Origin of the sequence: Streptomyces graminilatus, assembly GCF_001418565.1 — a bacterium.
GTDB lineage: Bacteria > Actinomycetota > Actinomycetes > Streptomycetales > Streptomycetaceae > Streptomyces > Streptomyces graminilatus.
This window is the reverse complement of record NZ_LIQQ01000164.1, coordinates 15,242-31,240: the sequence shown is the minus strand read 5'-3', so window position 1 is coordinate 31,240 and position 15,999 is coordinate 15,242. Positions and strand designations below refer to the sequence as shown.

Here is a 15,999-nt window from a genome sequence, read left to right as displayed (position 1 = left end):
ATGGCGAGCAATGACGAGAAGCTGCGGGACTATCTGAAAAAGGTGACGGCTGACCTCCGTCAGACCCGCAAGCGCCTCCATGACGCCGAGACCAGCCGTCAGGAGCCCATCGCGATCGTCGGCCTCGGCTGCCGCCTCCCCGGCGGGGCCGACACCCCCGAGGACTTCTGGCGGCTGATCTCCGAGGGACGCGACGCCTTCGTCGACTTTCCCACCGACCGCGGCTGGGACCTCGACAGGATCCTCGACCCGGCGGGCGGTCCCGGCACCACGTACGCCCGCCAGGGAGCCTTCGTCCACGACGCCCCGCTGTTCGACTCGACGTTCTTCGACATATCGCCCCGTGAGGCCCAGGCCATGGACCCCCAGCAGCGGCTGCTGCTGGAAACCTCCTGGGAGGCGCTGGAGCGGTCGGGCATCGACCCGGGTGGGCTGCGCGGCAGCCGTACCGGCGTGTTCATGGGAACCAACGGCCAGGACTACATCTCGCTGATGTTCAGCCGGCCCGAGGAGACCGACGGCCATCTCACCACCGGGGTCACCGCGTCGATGCTGTCGGGCCGGCTGTCGTACGTGCTCGGCCTCGAAGGGCCGTCCCTGACGGTGGACACGGCGTGCTCGGCATCGCTCGTCGCCCTGCACCTCGCCGTGGACGCGCTGCGCGACGGGGAGTGCGACCTCGCACTGGCCGGGGGCGCGATGGTGCTGTCGACGCCCATCCTGTTCACGGAGTTCTCGCGGCAGCACGGCCTCGCGCCGGACAGCCGCTGCAAGGCGTTCGGGGACGGCGCCGACGGCACCGCGTGGGGCGAGGGCGCCGGTGTGCTCGTGGTGGAGCGGCTGTCGGACGCCCGGCGGAAGGGGCACCAGGTGCTCGCCGTGGTGCGCGGTACCGCGGTCAACCAGGACGGCGCGAGCAACGGCCTCACCGCGCCCAACGGTCCCGCGCAGCAGCGGGTGATCCGGGCGGCGCTGGCCGCCTCGGGCCTCACGACGGCGGACGTGGACGTCGTGGAGGCGCACGGCACGGGAACCTCGCTCGGTGACCCGATCGAGGCACACTCGGTCATCGCCACCTACGGGCAGGACCGTGAAGTGCCCCTGTGGCTGGGGTCCGTGAAGTCCAACATCGGGCACACGCAGTCCGCCGCCGGCGTCGCCGGGGTGATCAAGATGGTGCTGGCGATGCGGCACGGCATGCTGCCGCGCACCCTGCACTCGGACACGCCCACATCGAAGGTGGACTGGTCGGCGGGCGCCGTCAGACTGCTGCACGAGAACACCGACTGGCCGCGGACCGAGGACCGGCCGCGCCGGGCGGGGGTGTCCGCCTACGGCGTCTCCGGAACCAACGCGCACGTGATCCTGGAGGAGGCCCCCGCGGAACCGGCCGCCGACCCCGAAACCGCCCCGCCGGCCCTGCGTCTGCCGTCCGCCGCGGTGCCGTGGCTGGTCACCGGCCGTACCCCCGCCGCCCTGCGGGCACAGGCCCAGCGGCTCGCCGACTTCGTCCGCACCCGCCCCGCGACGGACCCGGCGCACACCGCCGCCGCCCTCCTCACCACCCGGTCCCCGTTCGAGGAGCGGGCCGTGGTGCTCGGCACCGGCCAGGAGGAACTGCTGCGCGGCCTCGACGCGCTCGCCGCCGAGGAGAGCGCGCCCGGACTGATCACCGGTTCCGCGTCCGGCACCGGCCGGACCGCCTTCCTCTTCGCCGGCCAGGGCTCCCAACGCCCGGGCATGGGCAAGGAGTTGTACGACACCTACGAGGTGTTCGCGGATGCCTTCGACGAGGTGTGCGCAACGGTGGACGCCACGCTCGAACTCCCGCTCCAGGACGTGGTGTTCGGTGCGGACGCCGAGCTGCTGAACCGTACCGGGTTCGCGCAGCCCGCGCTGTTCGCCCTGGAAGTGGCCCTGTTCCGGCTCGCCGAGTCCTTCGGCGTACGCCCCGATGTCCTGCTCGGCCACTCGGTCGGCGAACTGGCGGCCGCACATGTGGCGGGTGTGTGGTCCCTCGCCGACGCCTGCCGGCTCGTGGTGGCACGCGGACGGCTGATGCAGGCGCTCCCCGAGGGCGGTGCCATGGTCTCCCTCCAGCTTCCCGAGGCCGAGGTGCTGCCCCTGCTGGAGGGCCGTACGGACCGGGTCGGGATCGCCGCCGTCAACGGGCCCGCCGCGACCGTGATCTCCGGAGTGGCCGCCGACGTCGAGGAGATCGCCGGGCTGGCACGGGAGCGGGGCCACCGGACCACCGCGCTGCGGGTCAGCCACGCCTTCCACTCGCCGCTGATGGAACCGATGCTCCGCGACTTCCGCCGGGTCGCCGAGTCGCTGGAGTTCCACCCGCCGCGGATGACCGTCGTCTCCGATCTCACCGGCCAGGTGGCCGACCCCGCCGACCTCACCGACCCCGACTACTGGGTGCGGCACGTCCGGCACGCCGTCCGTTTCGCCGACGGCGTCCGCGCCCTGACCGGCCTCGGTGTGACCCGCTGCCTGGAGATCGGCCCCGACGGAACCCTGTCCGCGCTGGCCGCGCAGAGCCTGCCGCCCGGGGACGCCGTGCTCTGCGTCCCCGCCCAGCTCAAGGATCAGCCGGGGACGAGGGCCTTCGAGACGGCACTGGCCGCTCTGTACACGCGCGGCGCGGCCGTCACCTGGACCACGGCTCTCACCGGTGCCGACTCCCGCATGCCGTCCGAACCGCTGCCGACCTACGCCTTCCAGCGGCGCCGTGCCTGGCTGCTGCCCCCCGCGTCGTCGGCGTCCGGCGTCGGCTCTGTGGGTCTCGGCGCCACCCGGCACCCGCTGCTCGGCGCCGCCGTCGAACTCGCCGACGCGGGCACCATCCTGCTCACCGGCCGGCTCTCCGCCCAGACCCTGCCCTGGCTCACCGACCGCGACACGGCGGGCACCGTGCTGCTGCCCGAGTCCGCCCTCGTCGAACTGGCCGTCCGCGCCGGTGACGAGGCCGGCTGCACCGGGCTCGACGAGCTGACCCTGCGCGAGCCGCTGCGGCTGCCCCGGCGCGGCGCGATACGGATGCAGCTCCTGGTCGGCGCCGCCGACGAGAGCGGACGGCGCACGGTGACCGTCCACTCCCGGCCGGAGGACGACGAGAGCGATCAGCCCTGGCGCTGCCATGCCGAGGGCACACTGACCACCGCCGCCCGTCCCGCGGATCCGGCGGACGACGGCGTCTGGCCGCCCGAGCGGGCCGAACCGGTCGACGTGGACGGCATGTACGACGTGCTGGCGCTGCGCGGCCACTCCTACGGCCCGGCCTTCCGGGGCGTGCGCGCGCTGTGGCGGCGCGGCGACGAACTCTTCGCCGAACTCGCCCTCCCCGAGCACCTCCGCGAACCGGACGCCGCGACCTTCGGCCTCCATCCGGCGCTGCTCGACGCCGCCGTGCAGACCGCGCTGTTCGCCGCGCCCGAGGCGGGCGAGGGCCGGATCTCCGTGCCGCTCGACTGGCGGGGAGTGTCCGTGCACGCGACCGGAGCGGTGGCCGCCCGGACGCGGGTCACCGGCGCCGGCACGGAACGGGTCTCCCTCACCCTGACGGACACCTCGGGACGACCGCTGGCCGCCGTGGACTCCGTCTCCCTGACGCCGGTCCCCGTCGCCGAACTCGCCGTGGACGGGCCGGTCGACGGCCTGTTCGCGCTGGACTGGGCCCCCGTGGACAGCCCCGACATCCCCGTCCGGCACGACGACGGTGGCGACTGGGCGGTGCTCGGTCCGGACGCCGCGGACCTGGCCGCCGGACTCACCGCGCAGGGCGTCACCGTCAGCGTCCACGACGACCTGGCCGCGCTGCGGGCCGCCCTCGACGCGGGTGCCACGCCTCCCACGACCGTGCTGCTGCCCGTCGGCACCACCGAACAGCCCACGGACGGCCCGGCGCTCGCCGCCGCCGCCCAGGAGGCGACCGCCGCCGTGCTGACCACCCTTCAGGAGTGGCTGGCCGACGAACGGTTCGACACCGCCCGACTGGCCGTGCTCACCCGGCACGCCGTGGCGGCGGCCCCCGACGAACCCGTACCCGATCTCGCGCACGCCCCCGTCTGGGGTCTGGTGCGCACGGCCCAGACGGAGAACCCCGGGCGCTTCCTGCTCGTCGACCGCGACCGGACGGGCCTTGTCCCCACCGCGTTCGCGGCGTGCGGGGAACCGCAACTCGCCGTACGCGAGGGCGTGTTGCTGGCCCCGCGGCTGTCCCGCGCGTCGCGTCCCGCCGAAGAGCCGGCCGCCGCGTTCGGGCCCGACGGCACGGTACTGATCACCGGCGGCACCGGAGGTCTGGGCGCCCTCACCGCCCGGCATCTGGTGACCGGGCACGGCGTACGGCGCCTGCTCCTGATCAGCCGGTCCGGGCTCGCGGCCCCCGGCGCGGCCGAACTGCGCGACGAACTCACCGCGCTCGGTGCCGATGTGACGATCGAGGCCTGCGACGTGGCCGACCCCACGGCCCTGGCCGAGGTCCTCGCGGGGGTGCCGGGCGAGCACCCGGTCACCGCCGTCGTCCACACCGCCGGTGTGCTCGACGACGGCCTGCTCACCTCGCTCACCCCGGAACGTCTGGCCACCGTCCTCCAGGCCAAAGTCACTTCCGCCATTCACCTGCATCACCTGACGCAGCATCAAAAACTCACCGCCTTCGTGCTGTTCTCCTCCGTGGCGGGTGTGTTCGGCAGCCCCGGACAGGGCAACTACGCCGCCGCCAACACCTTCCTCGACGCCCTCGCCCAGCACCGCCGTGCCCTGGGCCTGCCGGCGACCTCGCTGGCCTGGGGGCCGTGGGAGCGATTCGGCGGTATGACAGCCACGCTCGACCGGTCCCACACGGACCGCATGGCCGCACAGGGCGCCGCCCCCCTCTCCGCCGACCACGGTCTCGCGCTCCTCGACGCCGGCGTCACCGCGGACCGGGCACTGCTGCCGGCGCTGCGCCTCGACACCGGTGCCCTGCGCTCCCGGGCCGAGGCCGGCGAACTTCCGGCACTGCTCCGCGGACTGCTGCGCGGAACCGTCCGCCCCACAGCGGGCACCGAGGGGCCGGGGCAGGGCGGCGGATTCGCCCAGCGGATCGCCGCCATGTCCCGCACCGGGCGACAGCGGGCGGTGGCCGAGCTGGTCACGGGCCAGGTCGCCACGGTGCTCGGCTACGACAGCGCCGAACCGGTCAGTCACGGCAAGCCGTTCAAGGAACTCGGCGTCGACTCGCTCGCGGCCATCAGCCTGCGCAACCGGCTCACCGAGGAGACCGGCCTGCGGCTGTCCGCGACCCTCGTCTACGACCACCCCACCCCCGGCGCCCTGATCCGCCACCTGACCACGGCACTGGGCCTGGACGGGGACGAGACCGACAACGACGACGACGCCCCGGCCCGCACCGCCGCCGTGGGCGACGACGACCCGATCGTGATCGTCGGCATGGGCTGCCGCTACCCGGGCGGAGTGGACTCACCTCAGGCTCTGTGGCAGCTGGTCGCCACGGGCGCCGAAGGACTGGGCCCCTTCCCCACCGACCGCGGCTGGGACCTCGAAGCGCTGCACGACCCGGACTCCGAACGCCCCGGCACCACCTACGTCCGCGAGGCCGGATTCCTGCACGGCTCCGGAGAGTTCGACGCCGAACTCTTCGGCATCTCGCCCTTCGAGGCCCAGGTCATGGACCCCCAGCAGCGGCTGCTCCTGGAGACCTCCTGGGAGGCGTTCGAACAGGCCGGGATCGCCCCCGCGTCCCTCAAGGGCACCCGCACCGGAGTGTTCGCCGGCATCACCTACCAGGACTACGCGTCCGGCATGGAGTTGGGCACCTCGGGCAACATGGCGGCGGGCCGGATCTCGTACGCCTTCGGCCTGGAGGGCCCCTCGGTGGCCGTGGACACCGCCTGCTCCTCCTCCCTGGTCGCCCTGCATCTGGCCGTGCAGGCGCTGCGCGCCGGGGAGTGCGACCTGGCCCTGGCGGGCGGCGTGGCGGTCATGTCGCAGCCGCACCCCTTCGTGTCCTTCAGCCGGGAGCGCACCCTCGCCCCCGACGGCCGCTGCAAACCCTTCTCGGCCGACGCGGACGGCACCAACTGGGCCGAGGGGGTCGGCCTGTTGCTCGTCGAGCGCCTCTCCGACGCACGACGCCGCGGCCACACCGTCCTTGCCCGGATCTCCGGCACCGGTGTCAACCAGGACGGCGCCTCGAACGGACTGACCGCCCCCAGCGGCCCGGCCCAGCAGCGGCTGATCCGCCAGGTGCTGGCATCCGCCGGACTCACCGCGGCCGATGTGGACGCCGTCGAGGCCCATGGCACCGGCACCCCGCTCGGCGACCCCATCGAGGCGCAGGCCGTGGTCGCCACCTACGGGCAGAACCGTGAACGACCGCTGTGGCTCGGCTCGATGAAGGCCAACACCGGGCACACCCAGGCGGCCTCGGGCGTCGGCGGCATCATCAAAATGATCATGGCGATGCGCAACGGCGTCCTGCCCCGCACCCCGCACACCGAGCGGCCGTCCACACTCGTCGACTGGTCCGCGGGCGCGGTGCGGCTGCTGAGCGACGACGTGCCCTGGCCGAGCGGCGACCGACCGCGCCGGGCGGGCGTCTCGTCGCTCGGCATCAGCGGCACCAACGCCCATGTGATCATCGAGGAGCCGTCCCCGGACAAGGAGGACACCGCCGACGACACCTCGTCCGCCGGTCCCACCCCGTCCGGCGTCCCGTTCCTGTCCGGCCGCCTCCCCCTTCCGCTGTCCGCCGCCGGACCCGAGGCGCTGCGCGCACAGGCGGCCAGGCTGCACGCCTTCCTGACCGCCGAACACCCGGCGGACGAACCCGCGCCGCGACTCAGCGACCTCGCCCTGTCGCTGGCCACCACCCGCTCCGCCCTGGAGCACCGCGCGGTGCTCGCCGTGCCCGACCACGACACGGCGCTGCGCACCCTGGCGGCTCTCGCGAACGGCGAGGAGACCGACACCGGCGAGCCTGCCGTCGTCATCGGCGGCACCGTCCGCGGTGGCGCCGCCGAGCCGCCCGTCGCCCTTGCCTTCCCACCGGCCGACGCCCGGTGGACGGCGAGCACCGCCCCCCTGGTCGGCACCGTGCCGGTGTTCACCGAGACACTCACGGCCTGTGGGCGGGCCCTGTCCGCACTGGTCGACTGGACGCCCGGCGACGTCCTGACCGGGCGTGCCGTACCGGACTGGCAGCAGCGGCCGGAGATCGCCGGACCGCTCGGCTGGGCGGTGACCGTCGCGCTGTCCGCGCTGCTGCGCTCGTACGGGATCGAGCCCGCGGCCATCACCGGCCAGGCGTACGGGGAGATAGCGGCGGCCTGTGCTGCCGGGATCCTTCCGCTGGAGAGCGGTGCCCGGCTCGCGGTGCACCACGCTCTGCGGACGGACGACAGCCCTCCGGCGGTGCGTCCGGGCACGGCCGAGGTGCCGTACTGCTCGGCGGCGACCGGTGGCTGGCTGGCGGCCGGTGACGACACCGAACGGTGGGCCGCCGCCCTCGCGGAGCGGCCCGTCCACGCCGGGCAGGCACTGCGGACGCTGCTTGACTCGGGGCACCGCACGATCGTCGTCCTCGGCGCGGAACTGCCCGCAGGCGAGCCCGACCACGACGCGGAACGGACCGGCGGCGGACCGCACGGGGACGCCGACCTGCTGCCGCTCGTCGGCCCCGGGGGACTCGACCTGACGGTCCTCCTCGGTGAACTGCACGTCCGCGGCGTCGAGATCGACTGGGACGCCGTGTTCGCGCCCACCGGGGCCCGCCGGGTGCCGCTGCCCACGTACGCCTTCCACCGGCGCCACTACTGGATGACCGCCCCCGGCTCGCTCCAGGACGCGGGCCGGCGCCCCACCGTGACGCCCGCCGGCCCGGAACACGACGGGTACCGGTTGCTGGACACGGTGGTCGAACTGCCCGAGGGGAACGGGCTGGTGCTGACCGGAAGCCTCTCGCGCGAGGCCCAGCCATGGTGTGCCGCCCACAAGGTGGCCGGCACCGTCGTCGTGCCCGGGACGGTCCTTGTCGAACTCGCCGTCCAGGCCGGCGACCGGGTCGGCTGCGACCGGGTCGCGGAACTGACCACGGTGGCCCCGCTGGTGCTGCCCGAGCGGGACGAGCTCCGGCTGCGGGTGACGGTCGGTGAGCCCGGGCCGTCGGGGGAGCGGTCCATGAGCGTCCACTCCCGTCCGGCCGGTGCGCTGCCCGGCACACCCTGGACCTGCCACGCCCGTGCGGTGCTGACGTCCGGCGACGGCGCGGCCTCCTTCGACCTGGAACTCTGGCCGCCCGCCGGGTCCCAGCCGGTCGCTCTCGACGGCCCGACCGGCGCCGGGTCTGCGGACCTCACGGGTCTGTGGCGGCTCGGCGACGAACTGTTCGCCGAGGTCGAACTGGCCGAGGAACACCGGGCGGAGGGCGCCCACCACGCCCTGCACCCGGTCCTGCTGGACACGGCCCTGCGCACCCTCGCCCCCGCCGACGCGCTGTCCCTGCCCGACTCCTGGCACCAGGTGGAGCTGTACGCCACCGGCGCCCAGGCGCTTCGGGTACGACTGGCCCGGACCGGCACCGACACCGTCACCGTGGAGGCGGCCGACGACACCGGGCTGCCCGTCCTGTCGATCGGCACGGTCCGGCTCGGCCCCGTCGACCCCGTACTGCTCGCCGGCGCCCGCATCGCCCAGCACGGCCCGTTGTTCCGCCTCGACTGGCCGCAGGCCGACTGCGCGCAGCCCCCGGCGAAACCCCGCTGGGCCATCGTCGGCCCCGATCCGCTCGGCGCCCGCTCGGCCCTGATGAAGAGCGGCGTCTACGCGGAGGCGTACGACAGCCTGGCCGACCTCGGCAAGGCGCTGGACTCCGGTCTCGCCGTACCCGAGGCCGTACTGGTCGGCCAGGTGCCCGAACCGGCGGACATCACCGGTGCCCACGCGGTCCGCACCACCGCCGAGCTGGCCGCGGACTGGCGCGCCGAAGAGCGCCTGGCCGACGCCCGTCTGGTCTTCCTCACCCAGGGCTCGCTCGCCGCCGTCGACGGCACCTCCGTGCCGGACCCGGCCACCGCCGCCGTATGGGGCGTGATCCGTTGCGCGCAGTCCGCCGACCCGGGCCGGATCGTCCTGGCCGACCTGGACGGCAAGCGACCCTCCTGGCGAGCCCTGCCGGCCGCGCTGGCCTCCGGGGAGCCCCAACTCGCCCTCGTCCGAGGCGTCGTACACGTACCGCGACTGGCCGCCCTGCCCGCCACGGCGGGCGAGGCGGGCGAGACGGGCAAGGCGGGAACGCCGGTCGAACTCGCCGGTACCGTCCTCGTCACCGGCGCCACCCGCCCGGCCGGAGCGGAGATCGCCCGGCACCTCGTGGCCGGGCGGGGCGTCCGCCGACTGCTGCTGGCCGCGCCCGCGGGCGGCGGTGAACTGGCCGGACTCGAAGGGGAACTCACCGCGCTGGGCGCCGAGGTGACCGTCGCCGACTGCGATCCCGCCGACCGTGCGGCACTGGCCGTACTGCTGGAGTCGCCGCCCGCCGGGAACTCACCGGCCACCGTCGTGCACGTGGCGGAGGTGGGGCGTGAGAAGCCCGGGAACGACGTATCGGTGAACGGACCGGAGGAGATCCTGGCGGCGGAGTCGCGGGCCGCCCTGAACCTCGTGGAGCTGACCGGGTCCGGCACGGCGCCGGCCGTCTCGTTGGTCTTCGTGTCGTCCGCCGCCGGCACACTGGGCGCGACGGGACGCGGAGACCAGGCCGCCCTGGACGCCTTCACGGAGGCCCTGGCCCGGCGCCGCCACGCGACGGGGCTGCCCACGAAGTCCGTGGCGTGGGGGCCCTGGGAGACCGGCGACGTACCGGCCGGAGCGGGCGTACTGTCCCGGACCGCGGTACTGGACCTGTTCGACGCCGCGTGCGAACAGGACGCGCCCACCGCCGTCGTCCTCCGCCCGGACACCGGCGCCCTCACCGCCCGGCCCGGTGCCGAGACCCTGCCCGCACCGCTGCGGGGCCTGGCCGGACCGCCGGCCCGGCGCCGCGCGGGCCGGCCGGGAGCGGCGGGAGCCCTGCGGACCCTCCGGCGCCGCCTGGCAGGTCTCGCCGACGCCGAGTGCGAGGCCGTCCTGCTGGCCGTCGTGCGCACGGAGGTGGCGGCCGTGCTGGACTACCCGTCACCCGAAGCCGTCGACACCACCCGCCCCTTCCGGGACATCGGTCTGAACTCCCTCACCGCCTTCGCCCTGCGCAACCGACTGCGCGAGACCACCGGCCTGAGGCTGCCCGCGGCGCTGCTGTTCGAGGTCGACACACCCGGACGGCTGGCGACACATCTCAAGGACGACCTCCTGCGCAGGTGAGAGGCGCACTCACCGCTACCCGGCAGTTCCACGACATCCAAGGAGAGCAGGCACACATGAAGACCGATGGCGTCTACGTCGACACGGTCGGGGCGTACATCCCGGACCAGTGGGTGAGCATCGAGCAGGCGGTGGCGGAAGGACTCTACGACGAGCACTCCGTCGAGCACGGGACCGGACTCACCGCCGCCTACATCGCGCCCGACGACCTGCCCGCCCTGGACATGGCCGTACACGCCGCACGGCAGGCTTTCCGCCGCTCCGGCAGCGAGATCGAGGACCTCGACTTCCACGTCCACTGCACCTCCGTACAGCACGGCCCCGAGGGGTTCTACCCGCCCGCCTACGTGCTGCGCGAGCTGGGCGCGAGCGGAGTGCCCAGCACCGACGTCCGCCACCACTCCAACGGTCTGCTGGCCGGCATCGAGGTCGCCGTCGGACAGATCACCGGGGCGGCCGGGGCCGAGACCGCGCTGGTGACGACGGCGGAGAACTTCAACAGCCCGCTGATCAACCGGTGGACGGGGTTCGGTACGGGATTCACCGCGAGCGACGGTGGCGCGGCCGTCCTGCTCAGCGGTGACAGCGGCTTCGCGGAGCTGCGCGCGGTGAACTCGGGGACGCTGCCCGAACTGGAACAGTGGCACCGGGGCGAGGAGTCGTTGCTGCCGTTCCGGGGGAAGGGGCTCAAGGCGTCGAACATGATGGAGATGCTGGGGTACTTCAACCAGTACGTGATGCCGCTCGACAAGTGCATGGAGATGATGCGGGACTTCGAACTCGACGTCATCCACCGGTCGTTGGTGGACGCCGGGCTGAACGCCTCGGACCTGCGGTGGGTGGTGGCCGCGAACAGCGACGCGCGCATGATCGAACAGATGAAGATGCAGCCGCTCGGCCTGCCGATGTCCCGCAGCAGCTGGGACTTCGGCAAGGAGTACGGACACATGGGCGCCTGTGACATGGGGGTGTCCCTCAACCACCTCGTCCTCAACGGTCTGGTGCAGCCGGGCGACCACATCCTGATGTCGACGTCGGGCTCCGGCTGGGTCTCCACCTCGGCCGTCCTGACCATCCTCGACCTGCCCGACTGGGCCGAGGAGCGGCAGGCACCCTGACCCACGACAGGCCCAAGGGCACAGACGACGAGACCCGGCCCCGCATCCGCGGTACCGGGTCTCGTCGTCGAAGAGCTCAGATGTCAGGACTCGCGCCTGGCGTACACCATCGAGTAGCGGAAGACCTCCGGCAGGTTCGCCGCGTTCTCCACCGTCACGGTGAAACCCTGCGCGTCGAGGATGCCGCGCACCGCGTCCAGCCGGCCGTCCAGGTCCTGCACCTCGATGACGGTCTGCCGCACCCGCCGCCAGTCCGCGGCGTCCAGGCCCTCCATGACCTCCAGCTCCGCGCCCTCCACATCGATCTTGAGCAGATCGATCGGGCCCTCGGGCGACCACGCGCGCAGCATGTCGGAGAGCCTGTTCACCTCGGCCCGCACCTCGACACCGGACATGATGCCGTCCAGGGCCTCCTGGCCTACCTGCTGCACCGTCAGCTCCTGGCCGACCTTCTTCTCCTCGGGGTAACGGGTGGAGTTGCCGGGGAGGGAGGGGTAGAAGGTGAAGCGGACCTCGTCCTCGTGCTGCCGGCCCAGGGCCGAGCGGTGCACCTCGACGTCCTTCGCTCCATGGCTGTCGAGGTTCTCCAGCAGAGCCCGGTGGATCGCCGGGATCGGCTCGAAGGCCAGGATCTTCGCACCGGGAAACTCCTGCTTGACGAAGAGGGAGAACAGCCCCACGTTCGCGCCCGCGTCCACGACCCGCGAGGAATCGGAAAGCTGGATTCCGTGCTTGAGATACGCGCGCTCGACGAATATCTCGTTGTAGATGAAGTCGACTTCGGAGAAGAGCGCGCCTTCCTTCTGCGGCACGAAGAACGAAGGTCCGTCAGCGATCTGAATCGACCTGATGTCGGTCATGAATTGCTCCCTGATCCGTGAACTGTTACTCGGTCCGTACGGCGGAATTCCCGCTGTCTACTGGATTTGGGCGCCCACTGGGCGCTGGGCACGGCGCCCGTTCCCCGCCGCGCTCAGGCGTCCCGCCCGCGCAGCACCAGATACCCGCCGAGCACGATGCCCGCCACGTCCTTGGCGCCGGGCACCGAGGCCAGGATCTGGGTGACGAGGAAGAAGAACGGCATGAGAACACCCATGGCCAGCATGGAACTGCGCAGCATGCCGGCCACTCCCATGGAGAACACCGCGATCAGCGTCATATAGAGCCCGGCGCCGAGCGTCGCACGCAGCACGTTGTGCGCGCCGATGGTGGTGCCGTGCGAACCGAGGACAGCCTGACCGGCAAAGAAGGTCGCGAAACTGGTGACCATGCCGACGGCCAGAGCGGCAACGCCCGCCACCGTGAGTTTGCCGAAATAGAGCACGCCGCGCCTCGGTACCGCCGCGAGGGAATTGCGGATCATGCCGGAGCTGCACTCGGAGCCGACGCATCAGCGAGCGGATCCAGTGGATGCCCTCCGGGTCGAGGCCGTTGACCGGCTCGTCCAGCATCACGATCTCCGGGTCCCCGAGCAGTGCCGCGGCGATGCCGAGCCGCTGCCCCATGCCCAGTGAGAACCCGTTCGGCCGCTTCCTGGCGACCGACCCCAGGCCGACCTCCTCCAGCACCTCGTCCACCCGCGACAGCGGAATGCGGTTGCTGAGCGCCAGACACCTCAGGTTCTGGTACGCGCTGCGCCCGCCGTGCATCGCCTTGGCGTCCAGCAGCGCGCCGACATACCTGAGGGGTTCCTGGAGCCGGTCGTAGGGCTTGCCGTCGATGAGCACCCGGCCCGCGGTCGGCCGGTCCAGGCCGAGCATCATCCGCATCGTGGTTGACTTACCAGCCCCGTTGGGGCCCAGGAAGCCGGTGACACAGCCAGGCCGGACGGAGAAGGAGAGGTCGTCGACCACCACCTTCTCGCCGTACCGCTTGGTCACTCCGGCAAGCTCGATCATGCGGGCCACGCTAGGTGGAAGGGGTGCCTCCAAGAGGCGCCGAAAGGGGATGTCTAGGGGTTTCCGCAGACGGCGGAACACGCTGTCACCCGGCCGCCGCGTCCGGTGAAAGCGCGGCGCAGTAGGGGAGACAGGCATCCAGCAGCGACCCGAGATGGTCCCGGTCCGTCGTGTCCGCACGGAAGTCGGGAACCAGCTTGCGCAGCCGCTGGACGGACGCGCGGGTGATCGCCGAGGCGCCCGGCCGCAGGACGTGGCGGGCCGTGACACCGAGCCGCCGCTCGATGGCCTCCACGATCTCCTGCACCGGTAGCGGAACACCCGAGGCCACGTTCACCACTTCGCCCGTGACGCCGTCGCCGAGGAGACCGCCGATCGCGTGGATCAGATCACGTACATCCAGCAGATCGCGGTAAGCGCCCTGATGGATCGTCACTTCCCCGTCCAGGACGTGCCGGACGAGAGTGGGCAGCAGTTGGTGCGGGCGCTGGTGAGGGCCGACCACATGGCTCAGCCGCAGGATCAGGTGCTCGGCACCCGAGGAGCGCACCACCGTCTCCAGCGCCAGCTTGTGCCGGCCGTACACGTTCGGCGGCCGGACCGGATCCGTCTCGGCCGCCTCGCCGTCCGGGAATCCGTACATGGAGAACGACGCCGTGGAGAAGAACACCAGTCGGCGCCCCTCCCGCCGGCACTGTTCCAGTGCCTCGTAGACGAGTTGGGCCTCGCGGTCGTACTCGGCGGGTGCCGCGGCGGAGGTACTGGAGACTCCGGCGGCGATCGCCGTCACGTCCGGGAAGCGGCCGTCGAACGCGGCGGCCAGATTCCGGCCCAGGAAGCCGTCACCGATGATCCGCACGACGCTCCTCCCCGTCCCGAAGGACTCCGGCCCCGACGGGCACCGGCAGTCCGGTCCCCGTTTCCGTGACCGAGCGCAGGGCCGCGACCAGCGTCCGCGCCTGCACATTGAGATAGTGGCTGTACTTGAGCAGCTCACCGAGCTGACTGAGCGTCACCCACATGTAGTCGGACGGGACTTCATCCGGGAGATCGTCGTCCGCCTCGATGATCAGGTACCGGGTCTGCGCGTGCAGGAACCGGCCGCCCTCCTCCGACAGCACCGTGTCGAACAGGATCTGCTCGGGGCGGGCGTTCTCCACCAGGTCGAGGAAACGCGGGCGGCCCGCCGCGGGCAGATGGGCGTAGTTCTCCGTGGTGCACTGCACTGTCGCGGCGAGTTCGACGACGTCCACGGAACCCGGTTCGCCCCGGGCGTGGACCAGACAGTGCGGTACCCCGTGGATGTTGCCCATCAGCATCGCCACCACGCCCGTGCCGTGCGGTTCGAGAAGCGGCTGCGACCAGGACGCCACCTCACGCCGGTCGTTGACGACGTCGACGGGCACGATGCTGAAGTACAGCCCCTGCTCGTGGAAGATGCGGTCCTCGGCGAGGTACCAGCCGTGCCCCTCCACCTCGCGCAGCGGCAACAGGGCCGCGGCGATCTCCCGTTCGCTCTGCTGCGTGGTGATCCAGCTGCGGATCGCCACGTCGGAGTGGACGCCGACGGCCGGCCTCGATCCGCGGCGCCAGTCCGGCAGACAGGACAGCACCGTGCGGGCATCCATGTTGATCAGGTTCTCGTAGTGCAGCAGCGCGTTGACCTGGCGAAGCGTCAGCCAGCAGAAGTCCTCACCCGCCTCCACCTCGGCACCGACCTCGACGATCATGTTGCGGTTGCGTTTGCGGAAGAACCACGAACCCTGCTCGGACTGGAGCGCATCGGCCAGTACCCGATGGCCGCGGGCCTGGGGGTCACGGAAACAGTCCAGATACGGCACCGACGAACCGCCGTGCACACGCGTGTAGTTGCTCTTGGTCGCCTGCACGGTCGGGGACAGCTGGACCCCGTTGACATTGCCCGGCTCCGACTTCGCCTGGAGCAGACAGTGCAGCACACCGTTGATCTCGCGCACCGCGATGCCCAGTATGCCTATCTCCGGCTGCCGGATGATCGGCTGGCGCCACTGCGGAACCGGTCCGAAGTCGCTGCTCACCCCCATCCCGCGCACCGCGAAGAAACGCCCGCTGCGGTGCTCCAGGTCGCCGGTGTCCGAGGCGAAGTGCCAGCCGGAGAGTTCGGCGAACGTGGTGCGCCGCACCTCCTGACCGTGCCGGCGGCGGCGCTCGTCCAGCCAGTCGAAGAACTCGACGTCGGACATGACCTCCTGGCCGGTGGCGGTCGCGGAGACCGCCAGCCGCGCGGCGAGCAGAGCGTCGGTGTCGGTCTGCGGACCGGTCGCGTTGAGCTGGGGCATCGCTGGCCTCTCATCGGATCTACGTCGGCCACGGCGAGTTCCGTGGACCATGGTGTGCCACCCCCTGTGCCACTCCAACGGCGGCCTCAACCGGGGCTCCTGACGTGGCTTCTGCTGTGGCCTCTTACTGCGGCTGCGGGAACGACCGGGGTGCCGCCGACTCACGGTGCGGGGGATGTGCAGATGCCCGTGGACGACGGTGGCCGCCCGGTACCGGCGGTGCCGGTCGTGTGTCCCGGTCGTGCGGGTACCGCGGGATCCGGGTGGGCTCGCGCACCAGCGGGAAGTGGTTCA

Annotated in this window: 5 protein-coding genes and 2 pseudogenes; 2 read left to right on the top strand and 5 right to left on the bottom strand. The window is 72.3% G+C overall.

Annotated elements, in window-relative coordinates; translation table 11 throughout:
• Together AOK08_RS47330 and AOK08_RS15895 are read left to right on the top strand one after the other, a co-directional pair.
• Entirely contained in the window at positions 1–10,371 is a 10,371-nt protein-coding gene (locus tag AOK08_RS47330) for a type I polyketide synthase (protein ID WP_055526217.1), read from the top strand.
• Between the two features lie 56 nt (positions 10,372–10,427).
• On the top strand, positions 10,428–11,489 hold the full coding sequence (locus tag AOK08_RS15895) for a ketoacyl-ACP synthase III family protein (protein WP_055526216.1): 1,062 nt from the start codon (positions 10,428–10,430) through the stop codon (positions 11,487–11,489).
• 83 nt (positions 11,490–11,572) lie between these two features.
• Here the strand turns inward: AOK08_RS15895 and AOK08_RS15890 are convergent, their stop codons facing one another.
• The 5 genes and pseudogenes from AOK08_RS15890 to AOK08_RS15870 form a co-directional block, all read right to left on the bottom strand.
• Positions 11,573–12,349 carry an FkbM family methyltransferase gene (locus AOK08_RS15890; protein WP_055526215.1) on the bottom strand — a complete coding sequence of 259 codons (777 nt, stop codon included), beginning with the start codon at positions 12,347–12,349 and terminating at the stop codon, positions 11,573–11,575.
• A gap of 113 nt (positions 12,350–12,462) precedes the next feature.
• Positions 12,463–12,876, bottom strand: a pseudogene (locus tag AOK08_RS47325) (ABC transporter permease); the annotation flags it as partial.
• Positions 12,869–13,387: pseudogene (locus AOK08_RS47320) on the bottom strand (ATP-binding cassette domain-containing protein); the annotation flags it as partial. The pseudogenes AOK08_RS47325 and AOK08_RS47320, both read right to left, overlap by 8 nt.
• Positions 13,388–13,472: 85 nt before the next feature.
• On the bottom strand, positions 13,473–14,246 hold the full coding sequence (locus tag AOK08_RS15875) for an NAD-dependent epimerase/dehydratase family protein (protein WP_055526213.1): 774 nt from the start codon (positions 14,244–14,246) through the stop codon (positions 13,473–13,475).
• Positions 14,230–15,705 carry an NDP-hexose 2,3-dehydratase family protein gene (locus AOK08_RS15870; protein WP_063794060.1) on the bottom strand — a complete coding sequence of 492 codons (1,476 nt, stop codon included), beginning with the start codon at positions 15,703–15,705 and terminating at the stop codon, positions 14,230–14,232. The genes AOK08_RS15875 and AOK08_RS15870 overlap by 17 nt, the downstream gene beginning before the upstream one ends.
• Between the last annotated feature and the right edge of the window lie 294 nt (positions 15,706–15,999).